Source organism: Actinomyces stomatis, assembly GCF_031292835.1.
Classification (GTDB): domain Bacteria; phylum Actinomycetota; class Actinomycetes; order Actinomycetales; family Actinomycetaceae; genus Actinomyces; species Actinomyces stomatis.
Window position 1 is genome coordinate 148153 of the sequence record NZ_JASPEP010000001.1, and the last position, 23014, is coordinate 171166.

19 protein-coding genes are annotated in these 23014 nt (G+C 68.3%); 9 read left to right on the forward strand and 10 right to left on the reverse strand.

Features of this window, described 5'->3' with window-relative positions; all coding sequences use genetic code 11:
- The first annotated feature begins 294 nt into the window (after positions 1–294).
- Together RIV12_RS00655 and RIV12_RS00660 are read left to right on the forward strand one after the other, a co-directional pair.
- Positions 295–2709 (forward strand): ATP-binding cassette domain-containing protein, encoded by a 2415-nt coding sequence (locus RIV12_RS00655; RefSeq protein WP_309321547.1) that lies wholly within the window; start codon positions 295–297, stop codon positions 2707–2709.
- A complete protein-coding gene (locus RIV12_RS00660; RefSeq protein ID WP_309321549.1) occupies positions 2693–3985 on the forward strand; it encodes a GNAT family N-acetyltransferase in 1293 nt (430 codons plus the stop codon). Before RIV12_RS00655 ends, RIV12_RS00660 begins: the two co-directional genes overlap by 17 nt.
- 33 nt (positions 3986–4018) lie before the next feature.
- Here the strand turns inward: RIV12_RS00660 and RIV12_RS00665 are convergent, their stop codons facing one another.
- Complete coding sequence (locus RIV12_RS00665) at positions 4019–5140, reverse strand: 6-phosphofructokinase (RefSeq protein WP_309321638.1); 1122 nt, start codon at positions 5138–5140, stop codon at positions 4019–4021.
- A 281-nt stretch (positions 5141–5421) separates the two neighbouring features.
- On the opposite strand from RIV12_RS00665, the gene RIV12_RS00670 reads away from it, so the two are divergent.
- Positions 5422–5781, forward strand: a complete 360-nt coding sequence (locus RIV12_RS00670) for an RNA polymerase-binding protein RbpA (RefSeq protein WP_034493112.1) — start codon at positions 5422–5424, stop codon at positions 5779–5781.
- Positions 5782–5788: 7 nt separating this feature from the next.
- Here the strand turns inward: RIV12_RS00670 and RIV12_RS00675 are convergent, their stop codons facing one another.
- The 9 genes from RIV12_RS00675 to RIV12_RS00715 form a co-directional block, all read right to left on the reverse strand.
- The gene (locus tag RIV12_RS00675) at positions 5789–6628 is read right to left on the reverse strand and encodes a polyprenol monophosphomannose synthase (protein ID WP_075417535.1); all 840 of its coding nucleotides are present in this window, start codon (positions 6626–6628) and stop codon (positions 5789–5791) included.
- A 35-nt stretch (positions 6629–6663) separates the two neighbouring features.
- Positions 6664–8220 carry an apolipoprotein N-acyltransferase gene (gene lnt, locus RIV12_RS00680; RefSeq protein WP_256695475.1) on the reverse strand — a complete coding sequence of 519 codons (1557 nt, stop codon included), beginning with the start codon at positions 8218–8220 and terminating at the stop codon, positions 6664–6666.
- A gap of 119 nt (positions 8221–8339) precedes the next feature.
- On the reverse strand, positions 8340–9257 hold the full coding sequence (locus RIV12_RS00685; protein WP_309321552.1) for a DUF808 domain-containing protein: 918 nt from the start codon (positions 9255–9257) through the stop codon (positions 8340–8342).
- Positions 9258–9315: 58 nt separating this feature from the next.
- A complete protein-coding gene (locus tag RIV12_RS00690; RefSeq protein ID WP_309321554.1) occupies positions 9316–12303 on the reverse strand; it encodes a DEAD/DEAH box helicase in 2988 nt (995 codons plus the stop codon).
- Between the two features lie 22 nt (positions 12304–12325).
- On the reverse strand, positions 12326–13297 hold the full coding sequence (locus RIV12_RS00695; RefSeq protein ID WP_309321556.1) for a diacylglycerol/lipid kinase family protein: 972 nt from the start codon (positions 13295–13297) through the stop codon (positions 12326–12328).
- Between the two features lie 49 nt (positions 13298–13346).
- Positions 13347–14168 (reverse strand): twin-arginine translocase subunit TatC, encoded by an 822-nt coding sequence (gene tatC / locus RIV12_RS00700; protein WP_075376836.1) that lies wholly within the window; start codon positions 14166–14168, stop codon positions 13347–13349.
- A 45-nt stretch (positions 14169–14213) separates the two neighbouring features.
- Complete coding sequence (tatA, locus tag RIV12_RS00705; RefSeq protein ID WP_075376835.1) at positions 14214–14474, reverse strand: Sec-independent protein translocase subunit TatA; 261 nt, start codon at positions 14472–14474, stop codon at positions 14214–14216.
- Between the two features lie 111 nt (positions 14475–14585).
- Positions 14586–15599 (reverse strand): helix-turn-helix transcriptional regulator, encoded by a 1014-nt coding sequence (locus RIV12_RS00710; protein WP_309321559.1) that lies wholly within the window; start codon positions 15597–15599, stop codon positions 14586–14588.
- A 2-nt stretch (positions 15600–15601) separates the two neighbouring features.
- Positions 15602–16639 (reverse strand): helix-turn-helix transcriptional regulator, encoded by a 1038-nt coding sequence (locus tag RIV12_RS00715; RefSeq protein ID WP_309321561.1) that lies wholly within the window; start codon positions 16637–16639, stop codon positions 15602–15604.
- A gap of 68 nt (positions 16640–16707) precedes the next feature.
- On the opposite strand from RIV12_RS00715, the gene RIV12_RS00720 reads away from it, so the two are divergent.
- From RIV12_RS00720 to RIV12_RS00745, 6 genes are all read left to right on the forward strand, one after another.
- Positions 16708–17880, forward strand: coding sequence for a DUF3866 family protein (locus tag RIV12_RS00720; protein WP_309321563.1), 1173 nt, complete (start codon positions 16708–16710; stop codon positions 17878–17880).
- Entirely contained in the window at positions 17873–19261 is a 1389-nt protein-coding gene (locus tag RIV12_RS00725; RefSeq protein WP_309321565.1) for a sensor histidine kinase, read from the forward strand. The genes RIV12_RS00720 and RIV12_RS00725 overlap by 8 nt, the downstream gene beginning before the upstream one ends.
- The gene (locus RIV12_RS00730) at positions 19258–20013 is read left to right on the forward strand and encodes a response regulator transcription factor (protein WP_309321566.1); all 756 of its coding nucleotides are present in this window, start codon (positions 19258–19260) and stop codon (positions 20011–20013) included. The genes RIV12_RS00725 and RIV12_RS00730 overlap by 4 nt, the downstream gene beginning before the upstream one ends.
- A 98-nt stretch (positions 20014–20111) precedes the next feature.
- A complete protein-coding gene (locus tag RIV12_RS00735) occupies positions 20112–20915 on the forward strand; it encodes an ABC transporter ATP-binding protein (protein WP_075417527.1) in 804 nt (267 codons plus the stop codon).
- On the forward strand, positions 20912–22561 hold the full coding sequence (locus RIV12_RS00740; protein WP_075417526.1) for an ABC-2 family transporter permease: 1650 nt from the start codon (positions 20912–20914) through the stop codon (positions 22559–22561). Before RIV12_RS00735 ends, RIV12_RS00740 begins: the two co-directional genes overlap by 4 nt.
- Before the next feature lie 176 nt (positions 22562–22737).
- Positions 22738–23001, forward strand: a complete 264-nt coding sequence (locus RIV12_RS00745; RefSeq protein ID WP_009232973.1) for a phosphoribosyl-ATP diphosphatase — start codon at positions 22738–22740, stop codon at positions 22999–23001.
- The last annotated feature ends 13 nt before the right edge of the window (positions 23002–23014 follow it).

Here is a 23014-nt window from a genome sequence, read left to right on the forward strand (position 1 = left end):
AAAGTCGGCAGCGGGCCGGCCGACGCACTCCGTGAAGGCTACATCGCGCTCGAGGTTTGTGTGGCGCGAGAGCTCATGGGTGGTTGGGTGGAGAGAGTGCTGTGCGAACGGCTGTCGTCGAGGAGCGGGCGGTCGGGCGGAGGTGACGTCCGGATTCTGTGGTGCGCCTCGGGTGAGTGGCGCTCCACTGAGAATGACATAATGTGCATTATCGGCATTAGGTGAGTTGGGCTTGCTCTGCCGAGCAGGCTGTTGCGGCACCGTTCTTCGACGACGTCCGGCACAATCGTCTGTGTGACTACTACTGGTGGAAGGACTGCTCAGCCCCCTGCTGACGAGCACGACGTCATCCGCGTCGTCGGGGCTCGCGAGAACAACCTGCGCGGTATCGACGTCGTCATCCCTAAGCGCAGACTGACGGTGTTCACCGGCGTGTCGGGCTCAGGCAAGAGCTCACTCGTCTTCGCCACGATCGCTGCCGAGTCGCGCCGCCTGGTCAATGAGACCTACCCGGCCTTCGTTCAGGGATTCATGGATGCCAGTGCACGTCCCGCCGTCGACCGCCTGGAGGGGCTGACGGCGGCGATCACCGTGGACCAGGAACGTCTGGGGGCCAACCCGCGCTCAACCCTCGGCACCGTCAGCGACGTCGGAGCACTGCTGAGGGTCCTGTACTCGACGCACGGCGCGCCGCATATCGGCTCACCTCAGGCCTTCGCCTTCAACGTCCCGTCCGTCACCGGTGGCGGTGCGGTCACCACGCAGCGCGGCGGCCGCAAGATCGTCGAGCGCAAGACATTCACCGTTCAGGGCGGGATGTGCCCGCGCTGCGAAGGCATGGGCAGGGTCTCCGATATCGATCTGACGCAGGTGCTCGATGAAACGCTCTCCCTGAAGGACGGTGCAATCACCGTCCCCGGATATGTTGCCGGTGGCTGGCAGGTGCGCAGTTTCACCGAATCCGGCCTCTTTCCGGCAGATGTGCCGGTGGTCTCCTTCACGCCCCAGCAGAGAGACGACCTGCTCTACAAGGAGCCCACGAAGATCAAGGTCGGAGGCATCAACACCACCTACGAAGGGCTTGTTCCCAGGATCCGCAAGTCGATGCTCGCCAAGGAACCAGAGGCACTGCAGCCTCATATTCGCGCCTTTGTGGAACGGGCCGCTGTCTTCGGGACCTGCCCGCAGTGTCATGGGACCCGCTTGTCCGAACCGGCCCGCACCTGCTTGATCGATGGGAAGTCGATTGCCGATGCCTGCACCATGCAGATCTCCGATCTGCTGCAGTGGGTTACTCGTCTTCAGGGAATTCTGACCGGTGCTGCTCCCCTGCTGGAGAACCTGAAGGAAATGCTGGACGCCTTCGTGCTCATCGGGCTGGGCTATCTGTCACTGGACCGCCCGGCCTCGACGCTCTCGGGCGGTGAGGCCCAGCGCGCCAAACTCGTGCGCCACCTGAGCTCGGCTCTCACCGACGTCACCTACGTCTTCGATGAGCCCAGTATCGGCCTGCACCCGCACGACCTCCACCAAATGAACGAGCTGCTGCTGTCACTGCGGGACAAAGGAAACACCGTGCTCGTCATCGAGCACAAGCCCGAGACGATCTCGATCGCAGATCACGTGGTGGATCTGGGGCCGGGAGCCGGAAGCCGAGGAGGTCGAATCTGCTTAGAGGGAACGGTCGAGCAGCTGCACCGCTCCGACACTCTCACTGGACGCCACATGGCCGACCGGGTGCGGCTCAAGAGCAGTCACCGCTCCCCCACGGACATGATGAGAATTCGTCACGCCAAGACGAACAATCTTCGTGACGTCGACGTTGATATTCCCGTCGGAGTTCTTACTGTCATCACAGGAGTGGCCGGATCCGGGAAAACGAGCCTCATTCATGGCCACCTCTCCCCCATGGACGGCGTGGTGACGATCGATCAGACACCGATCAAGGGCTCACGGCGATCGAATGCTGCCACCTACACCGGACTGCTCGACCCTGTTCGCAAGGCCTTTGCCAAGGCGAATGAGGACAAGGGTGCGAAACCCGCGCACTTCTCGGCCAACTCAGAAGGAGCCTGCCCGGTGTGCGGCGGAACGGGCATCATTGAGACACAGCTGGGTTTCATGGAGACCGTGGAGTCCCGTTGCGTGGCCTGTGAGGGGCGCCGTTTCAAGGACGAGGTGCTCGCCTACCGCCTCTGCGGACGCAGCATCGCCGATGTCTTGGACATGAGTGCCGACGAGGCACTGACCTTCTTCTCCCAGGGTGAGGCTCGCCTTCCCGCTGCGACCAGGATCCTGTCACGGCTGAAGGACGTGGGCCTCGGCTACCTCCACCTCGGCCAGGCGCTCACCACCTTGTCCGGTGGTGAGCGCCAGCGGCTCAAGCTTGCCGTCTACCTGAGCCAGGAAGGCCGTGTCATCGTTCTCGATGAGCCGACCGTCGGACTGCACCCGGCCGACATCGAGGCCATGCTCGCACTCCTGGACCACCTTGTGGACTGCGGTCGCAGCGTTGTCGTGATCGAGCACCATCAGGCCGTGATGGCGCACGCAGACTGGATCATCGACCTCGGCCCCGGAGCCGGCCACGACGGCGGTCACGTCGTGTTCACCGGAACGCCGACGCGGATGGTGGCGGAGCGAACGACTCTGACGGGGCGATACCTCGCCCGGTACGTCGAGGAGGGGAACGATGACGCCCCCGAGTGAGACTAAGGGCTATGGACACGCCGATGCGGTACAGACCTACCAGCTCCGCCCGGCGACCATGGAGGACTCCCCCGCTATCCGCCAGATCCGCAACGCCGCCGTGCGGGAGTCCCTGGCCATCTGGACCAGCATCGAGCAGGACCCTGCCAGGGCCGAGACCTGGCTGGCCCCCATGGTGCAGCGAGGAACGGCTCTCGTTGCTCACGTCAGTGGCAAGCCGCATGATGTCGTCGGGTTTGCGGTGGCCGGTCCCTGGCACTCCTACGAGGGCTACGCCCGCACAGTCGAGGACTCGATCTACCTCAGCCCGACGGCTCAAGGCAAAGGGCTTGGTGCCAGGCTCCTCGCCGCCCTCATCGAGGCCTCACGGCAGGCCGGGGACCGCACTATGATCGCCCTGATCGAGGCGAGTAACGCGACTTCGGCGCACCTGCACGAGCGCTATGGTTTCACCACTGTCGGCACTGTCCCGCAGGCCGGCGAGAAGCATGGTCAGATCCTCGACCTGACCCTCATGAGCCGTTGCCTGAAAGGACCCACTATGTGCGGCAAGCAGAACAACCCCGCCGACAGCGACAGTCTCCGATGGGTCAAGGGTGACCAGTCCGTCGAGCTGCAGCCCGAAGAACCCGCCGTCACTCAGTGGCAGGTCAGCGGTACCGATGAGGTCGTTGCGCATCTGCTGAGCCTTGTCGCAGCCCCGGAGGGACGGCCGGCGATCATCGCCGTCGACGGACGAGGCGGATCCGGCAAGACAACGCTCACCACGGCGCTGACCGCGGCCGTCCCCGGCGCGCAGGCCTTCCACCTTGACGACCTCATCTGGAACGAGCCGCTCTACGACTGGGATCAGCTGTACGTCGACACCCTGACCCGGTTGCACGAGGCCGGCTGCCTCGACCTCGTCCCGGACAAGTGGCGGGAGCACGGCCGCGAGGGCTCCATCCGCGTCCCGGCCGGCTCTCCCCTGGTCGTCGTCGAGGGGACCGGAGCCGGTCTGCGCGCGGTCAGCAACCTCATTGACGCGCACGTGTGGGTTCAGACCGGAGACGACGTGGCCGAGCGCCGCGGCATCAAGCGGGACATCGCTGAGGGCGTCAACGGCGACGCCGAGGAGTCGGTGCGTTTCTGGCACTGGTGGATGGCCGGTGAGCGCCTCTTCTTCGCCAAGGACCGTCCATGGCAGCGTGCCGACGTCATCGTCTCCGGTGACGCCCCCACCGGTGTGGGAGCTGGAGAGATCGCCTGGACTCCCGGACCGCTCCTCCTTCGCTGAGGCCCGACTCTCCTCCGCTCAGGGCCGGGGTCCTCAGTCCCCCAGCGCGGTCCCCACGGCGCGAGCGGCCTGGATCCACTCGTGATCGGCCGGAACGAACTTGGTGTGGCCGGCCACGTCCTTGAGTGGCACCAGCTCCGTGCCATGACCGCGGTCAGCCACCATGACACCGTAGCGGCCCTCGGCGATCGCGTTGGCTCCGGCCACACCCAGACGCGTGCCCAGAAGACGATCCACGCCGCAGGGCGAACCGCCGCGCTGGACGTATCCCAGGATGGACACGCGCGCCTCCAGCCCCGTCAGGTTCTCCAGCTGCTCGGCCAGGCTGAAGGTGTTGGCGCGGTGGGATGCCTCCAGGCGTTTGACGCCCCGCTTGGCCATCGCCTTGCGCTCAGGACTGGAGGCGTCCTTGACCAGGGCGCGGGCGTGCTCCAGCTCGGCGTGATCCGTCACCGACAGTGCCCCCTCGGCCACGGCCACCACTGAGAAGGACGACCCGTGGGAGCGGCGTCGCTCGATCTTGTCCGCGATCGCGTCCACCGAGTACGGAATCTCGGGCAGTAGAATGACGTCCGCCCCGCCCGCGATGCCGGCGCCCAGGGCCAACCAGCCGGCCCGGTGCCCCATGATCTCGGTGAGGATGATGCGGTGGTGGGAGTGCGCCGTCGAGTGCAACCGGTCCACGGCCTCCGTGGCAATCTCCAGGGCCGTGGCGAAGCCGAAGGAGGAGTCGGTGTGAACGATGTCGTTGTCAATGGTCTTGGGCAGGTGGATGACGTTGAGACCCGCATCCATAAGGCGTTTGGCGTTCTTCGCGGTCCCGCCCCCACCGAGGCAGACGAGGGCGTCAATCCCGTCCTTCTCGCAGTTCTCCACAATGGTGGGCACCATGTCACGGGGCTCGCCATCGATCATCATGCGATGCACCTTGTCCCGGCTGGTCCCCAGCATGGTTCCACCCGTGGTGAGGATCCCGGACAGGGCAGCTGAGTCGAGCTCGGTGAAGCGGTTCTCGGCCAGGCCTCGCATGCCGTCCCGGAAACCGATGAGCTCCCAGCCGTGCTGCTGGATCGCCGCCTTTCCAAAGCCTCGGATCGCCGCGTTGAGTCCTGGGGCGTCGCCGCCCGCCGTGAGAATGCCGATGCGCTGAGCCATGGAGCCAAGTATGCCGTTCCCTGGCGTCCCGTACAGGGCGTAGACGTCTGTTCCGGCGATGTCGACCGCAGCGACGTCGCCGATCCGGACCGACGACGTCGCGTTAGACGCCAACCGGTATCATCATTACCCTGATCGCGTCGAGACCGGAGGAACCCGGTGGGAACACTGTGCCCTCCTTCGGTGTTGACGCACCGGTGCCCTTGAGGCTGTGCGTGAGCCGTACGCTCCGCCAGAGGACCGGGACACCACGAGAGACGAGCCACAAGGAGACCAGAAGCATGGCAGACCGCGCACTGCGAGGCATGACCATCGGTGCGAAGTCGATGGAGTCGGAGGACGGCGTCGAGTTCGCTGAGCGGATGATCGTCAGCTACGAGTGCCCGATGGCGCACGTCACCAGGATCCCGATGTCCACCGAGGCCGAGGTGCCTCCCACCTGGGAGTGCCCCGAGTGCGGCCAGATCGCCGCCCGACGCGGTGAGGACGAGCCCGAGCCCGACGAGCCCAAGAAGACCCCGCGCACCCACTGGGACATGCTCCTGGAGCGCCGCAAGGTCGATGAGCTCGAGGTTCTCCTCAATGAGCGCCTCGAGGCACTGCGCAGTGGCGAGGTCTACCGCGAGCGGGTCAGCGGCTGAAGGCCCGCTAGGAGCGCTTCTGACGGGATGAGGCCGACGGGCGCTGCTGCTGGTAGCCAGCAGCAGCCCGACGGCGCTTGTCGCGGGCGGCGCGAAGCCTGCTACCGGCGACCTTGGCCGCATCGAGCAGCTGGCTGGAGCGCTTGGCCACTCCCCAACGGGTCACAAGGGACAGCTCCTCGGTGAAGATTCCCCCGGAGAGCTTGGACTGGCCGGCCTCCCGCTCCAGGAAGGTGATAGGCATCTCCACGATGCGGCCGCCGATCTCGTCAACCAGCTTGGTCATATTGACCTGGAACCCGTAACCGAGGGCCTCGACCTTACCGAGGTCCATGCGGCGCAGGATCGAGGCACGGAAGACCCGGAAGCCCGCGGTGGCGTCCTTGACGCGCAGACCCAGCATGGCGTTGATGTAGAGGTTCCCGGCCTTGGACAGGGCCACGCGCTTGGCGTCCCAGCCCTCGGTGGCGCCGCCGGAGACCCACCGTGAGCCGATGACGAGGTCTGGCTCGTCGGCCATCTCGGCGCGTTGAATGAGCAGGGCCAGGTCCTCGGCGCGGTGGGAGCCGTCGGCATCCATCTCCACGATGAGCTCATAGCCGGCGGCCAGTGCCCAGGAGAACCCGGCGAGGTAAGCCGGACCCAGCCCGTTCTTCTCCGAGCGGTGCAGGACATGGACGTGGGAGTCCTCGTCCGCGCGGGTATCGGCGTAGTCACCGGTACCGTCGGGGGAACCGTCGTCGACGACGAGAATGTCCGCCTCGGGAGCGTGCTCGCGGACCCGGTCCAGTGCCACGGGCAGGGACTCGATCTCGTTGTAGGTGGGGATGACGACGAGTGTCTTCACTTCTCTCTCCATGGTTGAGTAGCGTGGCGTCGAGGCTAGTGGCTGCGCCTTGGGCGCACTTGGCTCAGGATACCGGCTCCGACCAGCGCGCCTGCACCGACGAGGAGGATGATGCCGGGGGCGGCACCGAGCCGGTCGGCAACAGTCTGGGAGCTGCGCAGCGCGACGTCGGCCACGAGACTCGCCTGAGTGTATGGCTGGGTGACCTGCTCGACCTCACCGCGGGGGTTGATGATCGCGGTGTAACCGACGGTGGAGGCCTGGATGACACTGCGTCCATGGACCACGGCCTGGACGCGCCCCTGGGCGAGCTGCTGGGCGGCCTCGCCTGAGTCGAGGAAGGAGGCGTTGTTCGTCGGGATGATGATCGCCTGCCCGCCCTGTTTGACGCCGGTGCGCAGGGCGTCGTCATAGGCGACCTCAAAGCAGATGCCCATGGCGAAGGTGACGTCTCGGCCCTGAGTGATGGCCGGAACCGTCAGCGTGCTGGGACCGGTGCCGGGCAGCATGTCGATACCGACCCGGTCGACCTGGGTGGTCAGGCGCCGTACCAGAGAACGGGAGGGGATGTACTCCGCGAAGGGCACGGGGCGGTGCTTGCGGTAGTAGGAATGAGATGTGTTCCCGGAGACGTCGCCGGGATTCCAGATGAGGACGTCGTTGTAGCGGATGTCGTCGACGAAAGGAACCGCGCCCACGAGAACCGGAGCCCGGACCGCTTGGGCGGCCTCATCAACGATGGCCGCAGAAGCCGGGTAGTCGCGCGGGTCGAGGTCCGCGGAGTTCTCCGGCCAGACGACCATATCGAGGCTACCGGGGCCGACGTCGGCGGCCAGCTTCCTCGTGGCCTCAGCGTGGTTGCCGGTCACCTCCAGGGCCCGGTTGAAGGCGTCCTCGAAGTCGGTGGCCACGTTGCCCTGGACGGCTCCGACACGGACGGTGCCGTTCTCAGCTCGCGTATCCAGTGGCAGCGTCCGCGGCGCAACGAGCAGAGCCGCTGCGAGTGCTGCGCTGAGGAGGACCGGCAGGGCACGGCGCTCATAGACGGATCGAGCCGCGTGAGCGATGCATGCCGCGGCCAGTGATACCAGCAGTCCCACCCCGGCGCTGCCGACATAGGCGGCGGCCGGCAGGATGGGGGCGTCAGACATGGCGAAGGCCAGGCGCCCGAAGGGGAAACCACCCAGCGGCCACACTGAGCGCAGCTCCTCGACCCCGGACCACAGCACAGCGAAGAAGAGCACGCTGGCTGCACCGGCCGGCACACGCCGCGTGAACCGCCCTCGGGGGGCAGCTCCCTGGAGCAGCGGCAGGCGACTCACCAGGGACCAGGCCCCACCGAGTCCAGCCAGGTAGAGCGACTCGAAGAGCGTCAGCGCGATCCAGCCGATCGGGTTGCCCATACCCACCATCGTGAAGTGCAGCAGAGGCGTGAACAGGCCGAAGCCGTAGAGCAGTCCCAGACCGGTGCCCGCCCAGAAGCCGCGGCCGCGGATGAGGAGCATGAATGCTCCGACCCCGATGAGGGCCGACCACCACAGGTTCACCGGGGGGAAGGCGGCGTAGGTGGCCAGGCCCGCCAGCAGCGCCACCGCTGCGGGCGCTGATCGGCGAAGCCGGCGGGGAGACTGAGAAAGCAGCCGGGTACGCAGCCAGGAGGGCAACCGGGAAGGCTCTGTCACGCGGTGAAGCATACGGGTAAGTTTGATGGTTAACCTTTGTGACGGCGGGCCACAGCGTGGTGCACGGGCTGCCAGGCCAGGGCCAGCAGGGTGCCGATGACTGCGCCGATGAGGCAGGACATGGCTGTTCCGGTGAGCCAGGACAAGACCGGGTTGTGGGTGAGCTCCTCGGCCCACTCAATGGCGTGGTGCAGGGGGTGGAAGCCGACCTTGGCGAGGTTGGTCGCCAGGATGTGTCCGCCGACCCACAGCATCGCCACGGTCCCGACGATCCCGATGCCGCGGAAGAGCGCCGGCGCCAAGGTCACAATCGCACGCCCGAAGGACCGGATGATGCCGGTACGGCCCTGCCCGGCCAGGTGCGCCCCGGCGTCGTCGAGCTTGATGAGGGCCGCCACCAGGCCGTAGACGGCGAAGGTGATGAGCAGGGCGATGAGGACCAGGACGATGATGCGCCGCATGGAGGACTCCCCCTCGACCTCGGCCAGGGCAAGCAGCATGATCTCGGTGGACAGGACGAAGTCCGTCGTGATGGCCTGACGGATGATCTGGGCCTCGTCGACCGGGCCGGTTTTCTCCGTGGCGTGGGCAACGCCGCCGAAGCGCTCCAGGATCTTCTCCCCACCCTCGAAGCACAGGTAGGCGCCGCCGATGATGAGTGCCACCGGCAGGAGCCACGGTGCCACGGCTGTCAGCAGCAGGCCGATCGGCAGGATGATGAGGAGCTTGTTGCGCAGCGAGCCCAGCGTGATCTTCTTGATGATCGGCAGCTCACGATCCGGGGTGATACCGGTGACGTACTGGGGCGTGGTGGCGACGTCGTCGACGGCAGCCGCCGACACCTTCGCGGAGGTCTTGACGGCCATGGAGGCCGTGTCGTCAACGGTGGACAGCGTCAGCTTGGCGAGCGTGGCGATGTCGTCGAGGAGGGCGAAGAAGCCTGACATTGGGGCATGAGTCCTGTCGTCCGGAGTATCGGCTGGAACGAGAGTACTAGCCGCAGCGTCACACGGCGGACCAGCTCACCACTCCCCTATTGAGATCCAGGGACGCCTCGGCGGCGCGCATCGACAGGCTGGTGACAGCTCTGGCCTGCTCGGGGCTGGCGTCCGGTGGTGGTGAGAGGCTCGCGATCTGGCCGACGACGTCGAGCAGCTGCTTGCACCAGCGCACGAAGTCTCCGGCCGTCAGCTCAGTGGCATCCAGGATGTCCGCCAGCTGCGCGCCATCGCACCAGGCCTGGACGGACCCGGCCAACGCCGGCTCTGCTCCTGAGGATGCCTCGATGCGGGCCAGGGACTCCAGGTCGTGGATCCGGTGGGAGACCCCCAGCTGTGCGCGCAGGCACTGGCCGAGCCTCGACCCGGGCGCCACTGGCAGCCCGATCGACTGGGCGCTCAGTCGTGGCTCGTAGACGCAGGCGCTCAGCGCCCCGGCCAGCTCTGAGGCGCTGAGGTCCTCGAAGACTCCCGTGCGCAGGCACTCGGCGATGAGCAGGTCCCGCTCAGCATAGATCCGGGCCAGCACCTTGCCGGCACCCGTGACTCGCAGCTCGCGCTCCGGGTGCCCCCGGTCCACCGGGCGCAGATAGCCCAGCTCGAGCAGCACCTGGCAGACGGCGTCGAAGAGGCGGGCGATGGTGCCGGTGCGGGTCTCGATGCGTCGCTGGAGGCGTTCGGCATCGGCCTTGGCCCGCGACCACTTGCGGCCCACCCGCGCGTGCTCCTCCCGGTCGGGGCACCCGTGGCAGGGGTGGGAGCGCATCTCGTGGCGCAGGCGCTCGAGGTTCTCGATCGCGCTGTCTCGGCGGGCCTGTGCGCGGCTGGAGCGGGTGCGTGTGCGCTTCGTGCCCCCTTCCAGGTCCCCTGAGCGCAGCGCGTCGACCAGACGCTGAACGAGCCGGTCCCGATCCCGGGGCCGGTGCGGGTCCACCGAGTCCGCCACCCGCAGCGCGCCCACACGCATGACTCCGTCCGGCGCTGTGTCCGGGGTCAGGCTGGCCACTCGCGAGTCCTCCCCCAGCACCGTGATGGTGGGGGTCCCGGTCCGGTCGGCACCGACCTCCAGGACGATGCCGTGGCGACGGCGTCGCCCCTTGCGGAAGACGACGACGTCACCGCGTCCCAGTGAGCTCATGGTCCGTCCCGTCTCGCTGCGGCGCGCCGCGGCCTTGTCCCGCGACAGGTCCGCCTCGGCGTCGGCGATGGCCTGGCGCAGGGAGGCGTACTCGCGGAAGTCACCCAGGCGACAGGTCATGTCCTTCTCCAGGCCCTCCAGGCGGTGGCGCTTGCGGCGGGCCTGAGCGGCCAGCTCGACGACGCCGCGGTCGGCCTGGAACTGGGCGAAGGACTGCTCGAGCACCTCACGCACCCGCGTCCGGGGCATGCGCTCGAGCAGGTTGACGGCCATGTTGTAGGTCGGCCGGAAAGCGGAGACCAGCGGGTAGGTGCGCCGGGAGGCCAGTGAGGAGACCGTGGCCGGCTCGACGTCGTCAGCCGCCAGCACGACGGCGTGACCCTCGATGTCGATGCCGCGGCGCCCGGCCCGTCCCGTCAGCTGGGTGTACTCCCCCGGGCTGAGGGTGACATGGGCCGAGCCGTTCCACTTGCGCAGTGACTCCAGGACCACGGTGCGGGCGGGCATGTTGATCCCCAGTGCCAGGGTCTCGGTGGCGTAGACGACCTTGACCAGACCCGCGCTGAAGAGCTCCTCCACCGTCTCCTTGAACACCGGCAGCAGTCCCGCATGATGGGCCGCAACACCACGCTCCAGGGCGTGGGCCCAGAAGTGGAAGCCAAGGACCCCCAGGTCGCCGGCGGGGATGTCGGCGGTGCGCCGCTCGATGACGTCCCGGATCCGGGCCGCCTCGGCCTCGGTGGTCAGGTCCACCCCGGCGCTCACCACCTGGTGGACGGCCTGCTCGCAACCTGCCCGGGAGAAGACGAAGACGATCGCGGGCAGAAGGCGCGCCCCCTCCAAAGCCGTCACGACCTGCAGTCGCGAGGGCGGCTTCAACCTGGCCGTGCGGGCTCCCCCCTCGCCGCGGCGAGGTGCCCGTCCGCCTCGTGCGGAGCGCTTCCAGGGCTGCGGCCTCCGGGCGGAACCGCCACTGCGGCCGTGGTGGCCGTTCTTGGAGCCGCCTCCGGAGGCGGCGGCACGCCGGGCCTGCTTGACGGCCTTGAGCAGTTCGGGGTTGAGCGGAGGCTGCCCCGTCCGCTCCTTCTGCTCGGACTGCTCTGGCTGTTCTGCCCGCTCCGAATCCGCCGTGGCAGCAGCCGTGTCGGTGGCTGTCTTGGGCTCAGCCGGATCCGCGGGGTGGGAGTACAACGGCAGCAGCCGGCGACCGACCATCATGTGTTGAGTCAGCGGGACGGGACGCTCCTCTGAGACGACCACGGCAGTCCTGCCGCGCACCTGGCCGAGCCAGTCGCCGAACTCCTCGGCGTTGGAGACCGTGGCGGACAGGGAGATCACCTGGACCTCGGCGGGCAGGTGGATGATGACCTCCTCCCACACCGGCCCGCGGAAGCGGTCGGCTAGGTAGTGGACCTCGTCCATGACCACGAATCCCAGCCGATCCAGGTCATGCGAGCCCGAGTAGAGCATGTTGCGCAGCACCTCGGTGGTCATGACCACCACGTCCGCATGGGGGTTGACGGAGGTGTCACCGGTCAGCAGCCCCACCCGCTCCTGACCGTGCCGGGCCACGAGGTCCAGGTACTTCTGGTTGCTCAGTGCCTTGATGGGGGCGGTGTAGAAGGTCTTGAGCCCCCGGACCAGGCCCAGGTGGACCGCGAACTCCCCCACCACGGTCTTGCCCGCGCCCGTCGGGGCGGCAACCAGGACGCCCTCTCCCCTCTCGACGGCGCCGCAGGCCTCCTCCTGGAAGGCGTCGAGGGGGAAGTCGTAGCCCTGGGCGAACCGGGCGAGCTCACTGCTGGAGGCGGCCTGTCGACGTCGAGATGCGGCATAGCGCTCTGCTGGTGAGCTCATGGCAACAACCCTACGGGCCGGATCAACCCTGAGCCGGTAGGAGCAGCCGGACGGCGTCGGGGACCGCCTCGAGGCGCAGGGGCAGCTCGGCCAATGGTTCTCCGTCTGCGAAGGGATGAGGAGGCGGACGCATCCCCCGGTCGTGGCCGGTTCTCTCAGCGAGCGCCTCAATGGTGACGCTGCGGCTGCGCTCCACGTGGACGGCCGGGTCAGTCAGGTGCGTGCCGCGGAAGAGCCGGCGGAAGAGGGTGAGTAGGTGGGCGCGGCCCACGGGGTCCAGGCGCAGCACCTCCAGCAGGCCATCGGCGGGGTCCGCCTGGGGTGCCAGGTCCATGCCACCGCCGACGTAACGGGTGTTGGCCACCGCCAGCAGGAGCGCCGGCCCCTCCCAGGTGCTCTCGTCGGTGGTGATCCGGTATCCGTAGGGCGCCAGCGTTGCGAGTTCGGCCGTGAAGGCGCGCACGTAGCGTCCCTCGCGGGCCGGCCAGGAAAGGGTGTTGGCGCGGGCGTTGACGGCGGCGTCCACCCCGGCGCTGACCACGGCCAGTGACCAGCGACGCTGCGGGGCCAGCAAGGAGCCGTCGGGGCGGGAGGCGTAGATCGCGTCCACCGCCGTGATTGCCCCCTCGCCGGACAGCGCCCGGTTGATGAGGCGGGCTGAGGCCGCCGCATCCCGGCTGGGCAGACCGAAGTGCCGGGCGATGTCGTTACCGGTGCCGGTGGCCACGATGCCCAGAGGCACGCCCGTCGTGGCCACGATGTCCACCCCCAGGTGGACCATGCCGTCCCCGCCGACGACGACCAGTGCCTCGACGTTCCGGTGCGGCCCGTCGCCCAGGAGGGCCCGCCCCGCGCGACGCGCCTGCTCGTAGGAGCTGCCACGGACGTGGAGAACCTCGTGGCCGGCCTCGCTCAGGACTTGGCGGGCGACGTCGTCGGCGGCCGCATGACGGCCGCGTCCGGAGGAGGGATTGGACAGCAGAGCGATACGCATCAAAGGAACAGGTGTGATAAGTCAGGCAGGAACCGGTTGATAGTCCCGGCTACTCGGCCAGGGCGGCCTCGAGCTCGGCGTCGAGCTCAGCGCGTTTCCTCTCCACCCGTTTGTCATGCGTGATGGAGATGAAGCAGGCCAGGAAGTACAGGCCGGCGATGGGTACGGACATGAAGACCATGGACCAGGGATCCGGCAGCGGATTGGCAATCGCCATGAAGGTGACGATGCCCACAATGGCCCAGCGCCACCCTTTGAGCATGGTCTTTCCCTGCATGAGCCCAAGCATATTGAGGGCGACGAGCAGCTCGGGCAGGAGGAAGGCGATGCCGAAGACGAGGACCAGCCTCATGACGAAGGAGAGATAGAGGTTTGCCCCGATTACTCCGGCAGTGGGGCCGTCAGGGATGAAGCTGGTGAGAATGGAAACCGCATGAGGCATCACCCAGATCCCCAGAGCCGCACCGGCCAGGAACAGAAACAGACCGGCTGCGCCATAGGCCCAGGTGTAGGCCTTCTCTTTACGGGTCATTCCCGGTCCCACAAAGGCCCAGAACTCGTACATCCACAAAGGTGAGGACAGCAGGACGCCCAGCCAGATCGACACCTCGAGCTTCATGTCGAAGGAGGCCAGGATCGTGTCGAAGTTCAGGGTGAGATTCGCGCCCTTGGCATTGGCCTGCTCAATGGGGCGGGTGATGAGGGCGAAGGCGCGTTCGTAGAGCATATAGCCCACGACCGTCATCACCATGACGCCTACTGCGGAGACGAAGAGACGCTGGCGCAGCTCGCGCAGGTGGTCCCCGATGGACATGCGCGCCTCGGGGTTGTCCCTGCGCCTCGATCGCTTGATCTGAGGGAGCTTGGGCACCGCGGCCTCCTTCGTCTGCAGGTCACCGGCTCTCGCCGGATGACATCATTTCTGGGATGAACCCTCGGCGCTCTGAGCGGTCTGACCGTCCTGGGTGGGCTCGGTGTAGTAGGTGCCCTCCTGCGGCTGCTGGATCTGAGCCTGGGAGTCCTTGGAGTCGTCGTCGCGCAGCTCCTTGACCTCCTTCTTGAAGACCTTCATGGACTGGCCCACGCTGCGGGCGATGTCAGGCAGCTTCCTGTAGCCGAACAGCAGAATGACGACGATGAGCAGGAAGATGATGTGCGACGGCTTAAAGAGGTTCACGGCGCTGCTCCTTGTGGTAGGGGCTATCGATACGGGCTGAGTGTAGCCTCCCGGGCCGGCGCCTCAGAACGGCGGCCCTGGCGGTTCTCCCCAAGGCGGACGGGGCAGGGCTCAGCAGTTATATGAGGCCAGAGCCTGTTTGGCTGCTGCGGCGGCCTCCTGGGCGAGATCCGGGGGCTCCACCGTCACAAGATGACGACCCGCTGAGAGAACCAGGCCGATGAGCCAGGCGCGGTCGCGTCCCTCAACGACAACCCTGAGGCTGCCGTCTGCGGTCTCCTCCTGGGAGACGCACGGGATCTGCTCCGCCAGCCAGCGGCCCGTCGGATGCAGGACCAGCGTGGCGCGAGGTCTGTCCCCCGCGGAGTGATCGGCCGCAGTCTGCTTCGTTCTACGTGAGGCGCGATGCCGCACGGAAGGGGTGTCGAGCACTGTGATCGATGTGATCCGGTCCAGGCGGAAGCTGCGCTCGGCCTTCGCGCTGAGGCACCAGCCCACCAGCCTCATATGTGATCCATCACTTTCCAGTGTGATGGGATCGACGTCTCGCTCCGAGGGGGTGTCGGTGGCGGAGACATAGGCCAGGTGGAGACGGCACCTGTCCCGCAGAGCGGAGCGCACGGCGGCCAGGATCTGTGCCGTGCGACCGGAACGGTCGGCATGCTCGGAGACCGGACTGGTTGACGGGCCGCCCTGCACATCGGCCTGCATGTCTGCGTCGTCGGCAACACCTGCGGTGAGCAGGGCGGTGACGGCCTCCTGGGTGGAGGCGATCACGGGCGTGGAGGCGTCATCGTCGGCCAGGAGGTCGGCGAGCACCCTGAGCGCCATGAGCAGAGAGATCGCCTCCTGCCGGGTGAGGCGAACCGGGCGGTCCAGCCCCAGTGGTTCGGACAGGCGCAGGCGCCCGGCCTCGAAGTCCGCGGCGTCGAAGTCAACGAGGTCGCCGTGCATGCCACCGGGCAAGCCGGAGACCCACAGTGTGTTGACGTCGCGCTCAATGACGGCTGGGGTGACGCCGAAGTGCTCGGCGGCCTCCGTGACGGTCACGCCGGGGTGGTCCGCGACCCAGGCGGGCAGGGCGAGCAGTCGCGTGAGCTGGTCGGAGGCGGATACGCGAGCCATGGTCACTCCCCTTCCGGTGCCGTCAGTCCGGCCGCGCCTCGCAGGTGGGACAGGACCGCCCGGCGCAAGGAGTCGGGGGCGAGGACGACGACTGCGTCGCCAAGAGCGGCCACGGTCCCGGCGAAGGAGAAGGAATCCTCATACTCCACGGCGATGAGATCGCGGCCCTCCAGGTGCGTGGGCAGGTCTGCCGGTGGGTCCTGAGCCGGGTCGAGGTGAGCCCCTGCCAGACGCAGTCCCAGGGCCCGCCCTGGCAGGGCGGCGAGCAGCGCGCGCCGGCGGCTGGGTGCCTTGGTGGGAAGCCGGGTGAAGGCTCCGGGGCGCTCATGGACGGTGACTGTCCCGGTGATACGGGCCAGGCGGAAGGTCAGCAGCCTGCCGGCGGTTCCTGCCGGTTCCTCTGGTGTCTTGCTGTCGTTCAGACTGTGGGGACCGGCGGGTTCGACGGCGTCGAGGTACCAGGCGCCCTCAGCCAGGCGCAGGTGATGCGGCTCGACGGTCCGGGCCCGGGTGCTGCCCGAGCGGGCGGAGACGTAGTCGAAGGTGACCAGGCGGCGCTCGTCGACCGCGGTGATGAGCTCCTCGGGAATCTCCTCACCGGACAGGTCCGCGGTGAGAACCGGTAGGCCGGTGGAGCTGCCCCCGGTCGGCCCCTCGCTCACGGCGCGCAGCTTGGTCAGGGCCCTCCTGGCCGTGGCGGGAAGACCACCGTCGCGCCAGGCGGAGGCGGCCAGGCTCAGACAGGCGGTCTGCTCGGCGCTCAGATGCAGCGCGGGCAGGGTGTAGTCCTCCTCGACGATCCGGTACCGGGGCTCCTCGGAGTGTCCTGTGGTGGTCACCTCGATACCGAGCTCGCGCAGCGTGTCCTTGTCCCGCTCGAACTTGCGGCGCGCCGAGAGCGGATTGGTGGACGGGTCCGCCAAGGCGTATCCCGGCACGCCGGCCACGAGCTCCTCGGCACTGAGGCCGGTGGTGGTGTTGCGCAAGGTGAGCAGAAGGCTCACCAGGCGTTCCTCGGTGCTACGGGTCTGCTGGCTCACGGTCCCCCAGCCTAGGAGAGTCCGGTGGCCTGCGGCTGGTGACGCGCGTGCCCGGATAGTCTGCCGCCATGATGTGGCGTGACGGCGTAGTGACCGGGACCAGGACGGCATGGGGACCGGCGGGGCGCTCCTGCGCAGAGCTGGACGTGGAGATCGTCGGGGCTCCCAGCGGTGCGGACAGTCTGCTGCCCGGCCAGCGGGTCCGCGCGGTCGCCTACGAGACCCTCACCGGGCTGCCCGCCGCCGAGGAACGGGTGAGGCTGGAGGTCTCGGCCCTCGACCGTGCCCTGGGCACGGGTGGGCACGCCATGGTCAGCTCTCGCCTGGACGTCCTGCCCACCGATCCACCGCGCGAGGGACACCTCGTCAAGGCCCGCTACATGCCGGATCAGGTCATGGTCACCGGCGTTGACGAGCAGGGCACCGCCCACCACGGCCTGCTGTCCCAGCCGATCGGCAGCCTCGACCTGGAGGGGATGCCAGTGGTGGTGGCCGACCTGCACTCGAGCCTGCCGGCGGTGCTCGCCGGGCTGCGCTCCCCCGACGGCCAGGACCAGCCGCGCGTCGTCTACATCATGACCGACGGCGGGGCCCTGCCCCTGGCCTACTCGCGCGTCGTTGCCGCGCTGAGCCGGGCCGGGTGGCTGAGCGGGACCATCACGGCCGGACAGGCCTGGGGCGGCGACATCGAGGCGGTCAGCATCCACAACGCGCTCCTGGCAGCCCGGCACGTCCTGCACGCCGACGCCGCCGTCGTCATCCAGGGGCCCGGGAACCTGGGTACCGAGACGCCCTGGGGCTTCTCCGGGGTGGCCTGCGGGGACGCCATCAACGCCATCGCCACGCTGGGCGGGCGCCCGGTGGCCTGCCTGCGTGTCTCCCAGGCCGATGCCCGCACCCGCCACCGGGGCGTGTCCCACCACTCGATGACGGCCTACGGGCGGGTCGCACTGGCAGGGGCCGACGTCGTCGTCCCCGACCTGGAGGATCCTTTGGGAGCGCAGGTGCGTCAGGAGGCTAAGGCCCTGTGCGCCCCGCGACCTGGTGCCGAGCAGCACCGGCTGGTCGAGGTTCCGGCCGATGGGCTCCTGGAGCTGCTGCGGGCGGCCGAGGTGGAGACCGGGGTGAGGCTGTCCACCATGCGGCGGGGTTTGGATGAGGACACGGCAGCCTTCATCACCGCGGCTGCGGCCGGCCGCCACGCGCGCCGGCTCCTGACCGCGGGGACGGCGCATGGCTGATCGAGAGGGACGACTGGGTGCAACGGCCCACGGCGCGGCGCTGCCGTTGACAGCGAGTCTGTCAGCGGCCTACGACTGGCGGGCCCGTCACCGCACGGTGCCGGGGCGAGGAGGTCGCTGGTCACGGTACTCGGTCCCGGTCGTGGATCTCGCCCTGGGGACCGTCTTCCTCGCCTTCGCTCTGGAGTCGGTCACCTTCGTCCTGCGCTTCGGCGGCTACGCCGTCTATGTTGCGGACTTCGCCCTGTGCCTGGCGCTGGCGCTGGTGCAGTTCGGCAGGCTGCGTTTCCTGCGTGCCTCCTTCATCGCGACCTACGCCCTGCTCGCGGCCTATGCGGTCCTCGTGGCCCTCTCCCCCGTCAACCTCGGCCTCAACCCGATCATCGCCACGGCGGTCACCAGTCTCTACACCATCACCCGCTGGGAGTCCGATCGGCGCTGGGGTACGGCGGCGCTCCTGCTGGCTCTGGCCGGTGCCCTGGTCAACCCCGTCACCTTGGCCTCTTACACCCGGCCCTACGAATCAGGTGGCGACCAGACGACAAGCGGCGGCTGGAACGAAGCCATCCTGGTCGTCCGCACGCTCACCAGCCTGGTCTTCGTCGGTGCCGTGGTGCTCACCTACCTGTTGGCCTCCTCCCGGCGCCGGATCGCCGAGAACCAGGCCCTCGACGTCGGCATCGCTGCGGCCCAGGCGGTTGCGGCCGAGCGCCTCAGCCTGGCCCGAGAGCTCCACGACCTCGTGGGGCACAGCCTCACCACGATCAAGGTGCAGGCCGCCACCGGACTCGCCCTGGGCGGTGAGGAACGGCTGCGCCGCACCCTGGCCACGGTGCGCGACACGGCCGATGCCTCCCTGGCCTCCGTGCGCCAGCTCGTCTCCGTCCTGCGCTCCGACGCCGGTGAGATCACTCCCTTGGCGGACCTGCGGACCATCCCGGCCCTTATCGCGACCACTCGCAGCTCGGGGAGCCGGATCAGCGCCGCGCTTCCGGAACCGGAGGTCCTGGACCGCTGCAACTCGGCGTGGTCGGCGATACAACGTCTCACCCTCGTGCGTCTAGTAGGAGAGACTCTCACCAACGCCGTCAGGCACGGAACCGGCCAGATCGAGCTGATCCTGACACTCTCGCAGGAGTCCTGCCACCTTCACGTCGCCAACCCGGTGCCGGACGTCGCAGAGCACTCCCCCTTCGGCGGCAGCGGGCTCGTCGGCCTCGAGGAGCGACTCAGGCTCGTGGGCGGAACCATGACCCACGGCGTCCACAACGACGGGGACCACAGCTTCTTCACCATTGATGTCGACTTCCCGGTGGCGCCGCTCGAGCTGCCCGCGAGCGCCATGACGGCCGACGAGACAGGATCAGGAGACTGCAGATGACGACCAGGACGACCGGTGTTATCAGGGTGGCTGTTGTCGACGATCAGCCGCTGCTGGTCAGTGCCTTCAGTGCTCTTGTGGCCGCGCAGCCCGATATGGAGGTCGTGCTGGAGGCCGTCAACGGGCGCCAGGCCATCGAGGGTTTGACCGCTCGGGCCATCGGTCCCCACGGAGGGGCCGACCTGGTGCTCATGGATCTGCGGATGCCGGTCCTGGACGGGATCAGTGCCATTCGCGAGCTGCGTGCCGCACCGGCCACTGCCTCGTTGCGGGTTCTGGTCCTAACCACCTTCGACGATGAGGATCTCGTCCTGGCGGCCCTGGGTGCCGGCGCCCACGGATTCCTCCTCAAGGACGCCGAGCCGACGACGCTGCTGGAGGCGATCCGTGTCGTCGCCCACGGCGGGTCCTGGCTGGATCCGGCCGTCACCGGAACCGTTCTGGCGCACCTTGACGCAGGTACCGGACCTGATGCCCCGCAGTCGCCCGCTCCACTGTCGGGGCCGGCTGACGGGGCCGTGCCCGTCGTCGGGGCGCCGTCGGGACCTTACGAGGCTCTCACCGGTCGGGAGGACGCCGTGCTCGCCCTGGTGTGCCAGGGGCTGAGCAACGCCCGGATCGGTGAGCGGCTCCATGTTGCCGAGTCGACGGTCAAGTCTCATGTCAAGACGATCCTGGGCAAGACCGGCTGCCGCAACCGGGTCGAGCTCGTCATCTATGCGCTGACCACCGGGCTCGTCCAGCCGCGGTAGTCCTCCTCCCCAGGGAGGAGACGGGGCCGCGGTGGCGGGCACGGGCTGTATCCCTGGTGGGGATCCGCCGAGGTACCAGTGCGCACGAGCATAGGGCCATGACATCTCCCCACACAGCCACCACTACGGCATCACCTCTCTTCTCCCCCGCCCGCGCCACCGACCTCGCCGCCGGGTTGAGGCTCGCCGGGGTCTCGAAGTCCTTCGGTCGCCAGCAGGTGCTCAACGGCCTCGACCTGTCGGCCTATCCCGGCCGTGTCTACGGGTTGCTCGGCCTCAACGGCGCCGGTAAGTCGACCGCCTTCAACATCGCTCTGGGACTGCTCGAGCCCGACGCCGGCCGTGTGGAGATCCAGGGCGCTCCGTTCTCCCGTCACAGCCTGGCCCGGGTGGGGGCATCCATTAACGGCCCCGCCCTTTTCCCCCAGCTGTCCGCGCGACGCAATCTGCTCGTCCACTGCCGCCTGACCGGCACCTCCCCGGCGACGATCACCCCGCTCCTGGAGCGTGTGGGGCTGGCCGGGATCGGTAGGAAGCGCGCCGGCTCCTTCTCCACGGGTATGAAGGTACGCCTGTCCCTGGCCATGGCGCTTCTGGCCGATCCGGAGGTCCTCATCCTCGATGAGCCCCAGAACGGACTGGATCCTCAGGGCATCATCGAGCTGCGCGATCTCGTGCGGAACCTGGCTGACGAGGGACGCACTGTCGTTGTCTCCAGCCACCAGCTCGGGGAGATCGCCCGCATGAGTGACGACATCGGGGTTCTGGCAACCGGGCGCCTCGTCTACGAGGGTCCGCTGGCCGACTTCGCCGACGCCGACGACGAACGGGCCATGGAGGCGGCCTTCCTGGCCGCCGTCACTGCTGGTGGGCGCCGCACTGAGGTGGAGGCGCAGGCATGAGCGCCTCCGGCACCGCCGCGTACGTGAGCCTGTGGGACCTGGTGCGCGCCGAGGTCACCCGCAGTCGGCGCACCTTCACCTGGGGCGTGATCGGGGCGACTCTCATCTTCACCGTTCACACCATCATCCTGGCGAACGCCTCGATCTCCTCAGGTGTGGTCGCGGAGCTCCAGTGGAACGGCAATGCTCTGGCGTGGATGCATATGTATGCCGGGGGCTTCGCTGTGCCTCTGGGGCTGCTGACCGGGGCGATGGCTCAGTGGCGTGAGCAGCGGTGGCGTCAGGGTGGGACGGCGTGGCGCGCCGTCGCGCCGCGCCGGGTGGCGGGTGCCCGCATCGTGGTCCTGAGCCTGTCCGCGCTGGCCTGCCAGGTGGCGCTGGTCGCCCCGGTGGTGGTTCACGCCCTCATCGTCGGCAGCGGCTGGGGTCCTTGGGACCGGTACCTGCTGTTCGCCACCTACATGTGGATCGTCGTCACCGGGGCCTGCGCCTGGGGCATGGCAGCCTTCCGCGTGCTGCGAGTCATCGCCGTCGGGATCGCGCCTGTCCTGGGCTTCGTCTGGTCCGTGATGGGCGTGGTCCAGGCCGAGCGGAGCGACTGGTGGATGCTCCCGTGGGCCTGGACGGCCAGGGTCCCATTGCCCCTGCTGGGGGTTCACGGCAGCAGCGTGCTGCTCGAGGCGGACTCGCCGGTGTGGGGCTACCCGCTCCTGCCCGGGTTCCTGCTGACGGCCGCCCTGACCCTGGCCGGTACCGGCCTGGCCGTTCTTGGCGGCACATCTGGGGGTATTGAGTCCTCGGCGTGGTTCGTCGTCGGGCTCAGACGCCTGCTTCCCGGCGGACAGGCCACCGACGCTCAGCCGGAGAATGTCTCGGAGCAGGCCCCGGTGGAGGCTCCGACGTCGCTGCCCCGGAGTACCCCGCAGCTCCGTGCTGCGCCTGCCACCCGCATGGCCCGTATTCCCGGGCCGCGAAGCGCCGTCCTGGCGATGGCCGGCGTCCTGCCCTGGATCGTGTGGGTGGTCCTGGCGACCTTGCTGCTCGCCTTTCTGGGTGTCCTCCACACCGTGTATCCACCCGGGTACGGGCAGAGCTTCCTCGAGCTCATGGGAGTGCCGGTTGCCGCGGCCCTCGTCGGCATCACCGTGTGGGGACGCCTCCAGCCCGCCTGGCGCACCCTCATCACTCGCCAGGGATCCTGTGGGATCCTGACCTCAGCCGCGGTCCTCAGCGCCCTCTTCCTCATCCCGGTCCTGGTCGTCTCCTGGATCGTGACCGTCGTCGGCGACACTCTGACCCGCACGGACCCGAACCTGCCGGCGGTGACCGGCCCGGTCTACGGGCTCCTCGTGATGCCGGCCGTGGCCTTCATGATCGCGGCCGTCAGCCTGGCGGTGGCTCTGAGCACCCGGATCGTCGTGGCGATCGTCCTCAACGTCATCCTGGTCATCATGGGGCTGCTCATCGGCGGCAACGACGTTATGGCGGCCACCTGGCTGTGGCGCCTGGCACCCTGGGGCTGGATGGCTGTCGCCCACCAGTTCCCCGAACGCTGGCTGGAGATCGGCCTCCTGAGCCTGCTCATCGGCTCGGTGGCGATGGGGGCAGCGGTCCTGGGAGCCAGGCGCGCCGCCACCCGGGAGTGAGCCGATCCGGGGCAGCCGGTCAAGTCCTACCGTCGCCTCGGGTCGGCGCACCGTTCTCGGACGGATGATTCCACCCGTGGCGACGGTGGTGAGCACCGAGGGGCTGCTCGGGTCTCACCCAGGTCATAGGCCAACGGTCGGTCAGTGGCCCACCGGCTTTCCGATAGCCTAGGCCCATGAAGACCTTTGAGGACCTTTTCAGCGAGCTGCAGCACAAGGCGGCCACCCGCCCTGAGGGCTCCGGGACGGTGGAGGAGCTGGACCGCGGGGTCCACTTCATCGGCAAGAAGCTTGTCGAGGAGGCCGCCGAGGCCTGGATGGCCTGCGAGCACGAGTCCGACGAGGCCGCATGTGAGGAGATCAGCCAGCTGCTCTACCACGCCCAGGTCATGATGGTCGCAAAGGGCTACAGCCTCCAGGACGTCTACCGCTACCTGTAGGTCCCGAGGCCCC

Bases quoted from the DNA above. Each gene is read 5' to 3' on its own strand.
- RIV12_RS00695 (WP_309321556.1), bottom strand. From the start codon at position 13,297: ATGCGTATCGCTCTGCTGTCCAATCCCTCCTCCGGACGCGGCCGTCAT.
- RIV12_RS00745 (WP_009232973.1), top strand. From the start codon at position 22,738: ATGAAGACCTTTGAGGACCTTTTCAGCGAGCTGCAGCACAAGGCGGCC.
- RIV12_RS00735 (WP_075417527.1), top strand. From the start codon at position 20,112: ATGACATCTCCCCACACAGCCACCACTACGGCATCACCTCTCTTCTCC.
- RIV12_RS00725 (WP_309321565.1), top strand. From the start codon at position 17,873: ATGGCTGATCGAGAGGGACGACTGGGTGCAACGGCCCACGGCGCGGCG.
- RIV12_RS00690 (WP_309321554.1), bottom strand. From the start codon at position 12,303: ATGAGCTCACCAGCAGAGCGCTATGCCGCATCTCGACGTCGACAGGCC.
- RIV12_RS00740 (WP_075417526.1), top strand. From the start codon at position 20,912: ATGAGCGCCTCCGGCACCGCCGCGTACGTGAGCCTGTGGGACCTGGTG.
- RIV12_RS00720 (WP_309321563.1), top strand. From the start codon at position 16,708: ATGATGTGGCGTGACGGCGTAGTGACCGGGACCAGGACGGCATGGGGA.
- RIV12_RS00665 (WP_309321638.1), bottom strand. From the start codon at position 5,140: ATGGCTCAGCGCATCGGCATTCTCACGGCGGGCGGCGACGCCCCAGGA.
- RIV12_RS00710 (WP_309321559.1), bottom strand. From the start codon at position 15,599: ATGGCTCGCGTATCCGCCTCCGACCAGCTCACGCGACTGCTCGCCCTG.
- RIV12_RS00730 (WP_309321566.1), top strand. From the start codon at position 19,258: ATGACGACCAGGACGACCGGTGTTATCAGGGTGGCTGTTGTCGACGAT.
- RIV12_RS00685 (WP_309321552.1), bottom strand. From the start codon at position 9,257: ATGTCAGGCTTCTTCGCCCTCCTCGACGACATCGCCACGCTCGCCAAG.
- RIV12_RS00660 (WP_309321549.1), top strand. From the start codon at position 2,693: ATGACGCCCCCGAGTGAGACTAAGGGCTATGGACACGCCGATGCGGTA.
- RIV12_RS00670 (WP_034493112.1), top strand. From the start codon at position 5,422: ATGGCAGACCGCGCACTGCGAGGCATGACCATCGGTGCGAAGTCGATG.